The sequence below is a fragment of the Bradyrhizobium sp. PRIMUS42 genome (assembly GCF_023006515.1).
Classification (GTDB): Bacteria; Pseudomonadota; Alphaproteobacteria; order Rhizobiales; family Xanthobacteraceae; genus Bradyrhizobium.
In genome coordinates this window covers 1-1,663 of the sequence record NZ_JALBGZ010001022.1, presented here as the reverse complement: position 1 = coordinate 1,663, position 1,663 = coordinate 1, and the positions used below count along the sequence as shown (strand labels likewise).

Below are 1,663 nucleotides of genomic sequence, written 5' to 3'. Positions count from 1 at the left end.
ATCGACCAGCGCGCGCTCGTCGTGCTGGCCGTGGATCTCGACCAGGGCGGCACCGACCGCCTTCAGCGTCTGCACGCTGATCGACTGGTCGTTGATGAAGGCGCGGGTGCGGCCGTCGGCGAGCTGCACGCGGCGGAGAATCATCTCGCCGGTGTCCTCCAGACCGTTCTCGGCGAGGATCTTCGTCGCTGGGTGATTCTTGGGGATATCGAACATGGCAGTGACCTGCCCCTGCTCCGCGCCGTGGCGCACGAGGCCGGCATCGCCGCGGCCGCCGAGCGCCAGCGCAAAGGCATCGAGCAGGATGGATTTGCCCGCACCGGTCTCGCCGGTCAAAACCGCAAGGCCGGTGGCGAATTCGATATCGAGCCGTTCGATCAGGACGATGTCACGGATCGACAGACGCGCCAGCATGGAACCAAATTTCCTAGCCGAGACCCATCTTCTTGAAGGTCCGGCTGATCCAAGACCCCTGATTCTCGCTCGGTTCGAGACCGCCGGATTTTACAAGATTATAGGCGTCCTTGTACCAGCGACTGTCAGGAAAATTGTGCCCAAGCACGGCCGCCGCGGTCTGCGCCTCGCCGACGATGCCGATCGCCAAATAGGCCTCGGTGAGCCGGAACAGCGCCTCCTCGACATGGCGGGTGGTCTGGTACTGCGTGACGACGGTTTTGTAGCGGTTGATCGCCGCCGTGTAGTCGCGCTTCTGTGCGTAGTAGCGGCCGACATTCATTTCCTTGCCGGCGAGCTGGTCGCGCGCACCCTCGATCTTGGCCTTGGCCGACGTCGCATATTCCGAGTTGGGATATTTGCGCACCACCTCTTCCAGAGCGGCGATCGCCTTCTCGGTGCGGGCCTGGTCGCGGCTGATGTCCGGGATCTGGTCGTAATGGGAGGCCGCGATCAGATATTGCGCATAGGCCGCATCCGGGCTGCCGGGATGCAGCGTGACGTAGCGGGTGGCGGCGCCGATGCAGCCGTCGAAGTCGCCGCCCTGGTAGGACGCATAGGCCGACATCAGCAGCGATTTGCGGGCCCATTCGGAATAAGGATGCTGGCGGTCGACCTCTTCGAACTTCCTGTTCGCCGCCTTCATGTCCTTCTTCTCGTTCATGAGGTACAGGCCCTCATTGTAGATCTTGTCGGCGGGCTCCTCGACGAAAGTGTCGTCCTTGGCAGTGAACTTGTCCCAGAGCGAGCCGGTGCCGCAGCCGGCGAGCGGCAACGCGAGCATGATGAAGGTGACGGCCTGAAGCGGCCCACGGGCTCGCGGCGAGACCGAGAAATATCCGCGCGTCATACGCTGTGCCGACATGAGTTTAAGCCCTGACGCCCTGTGATGCGGTGCCCGCCAGCCCATGAACCCCGTCATGGGCGCGAAATGTAACCGTGGTGCCTGCCATGCGACCACGCCGATGTATCCGAAAAGCGATCTTTAACCAACCGGATAGGCAGGCATTTCGCCCGGATTAAGGCGAACGCGCCGCAATCCTAGCCGATCATGGTTACCGGGAGTTTCCCGGGGTAAGCCGCGGCCAGGGCCTGCGACAGCAGGGCCGTCAGGACACGTCGGGCCCGTAGGCCGCAGCAATCCGGCCCCCGACGATACCGCGACCGACTTCGCCCTGGGGACGCGTGGTGCGGCGGGCCGCCTCGCCCT

At 63.8% G+C, this 1,663-nt stretch carries 2 protein-coding genes; both read right to left on the bottom strand.

Annotated elements, in window-relative coordinates:
- The coding region (locus tag MOV75_RS37045; protein WP_247007861.1) for an AAA family ATPase at positions 1-414 on the bottom strand (414 nt) is incomplete at its 3' end.
- 13 nt (positions 415-427) lie between these two features.
- Positions 428-1,318, bottom strand: a complete 891-nt coding sequence (locus MOV75_RS37040; RefSeq protein WP_246931532.1) for an outer membrane protein assembly factor BamD — start codon at positions 1,316-1,318, stop codon at positions 428-430.
- Between the last annotated feature and the right edge of the window lie 345 nt (positions 1,319-1,663).

What these genes read in the sequence shown, in the direction of transcription:
- MOV75_RS37040 (WP_246931532.1), bottom strand. Translation starts at nt 1,318, where the DNA reads ATGTCGGCACAGCGTATGACGCGCGGATATTTCTCGGTCTCGCCGCGA.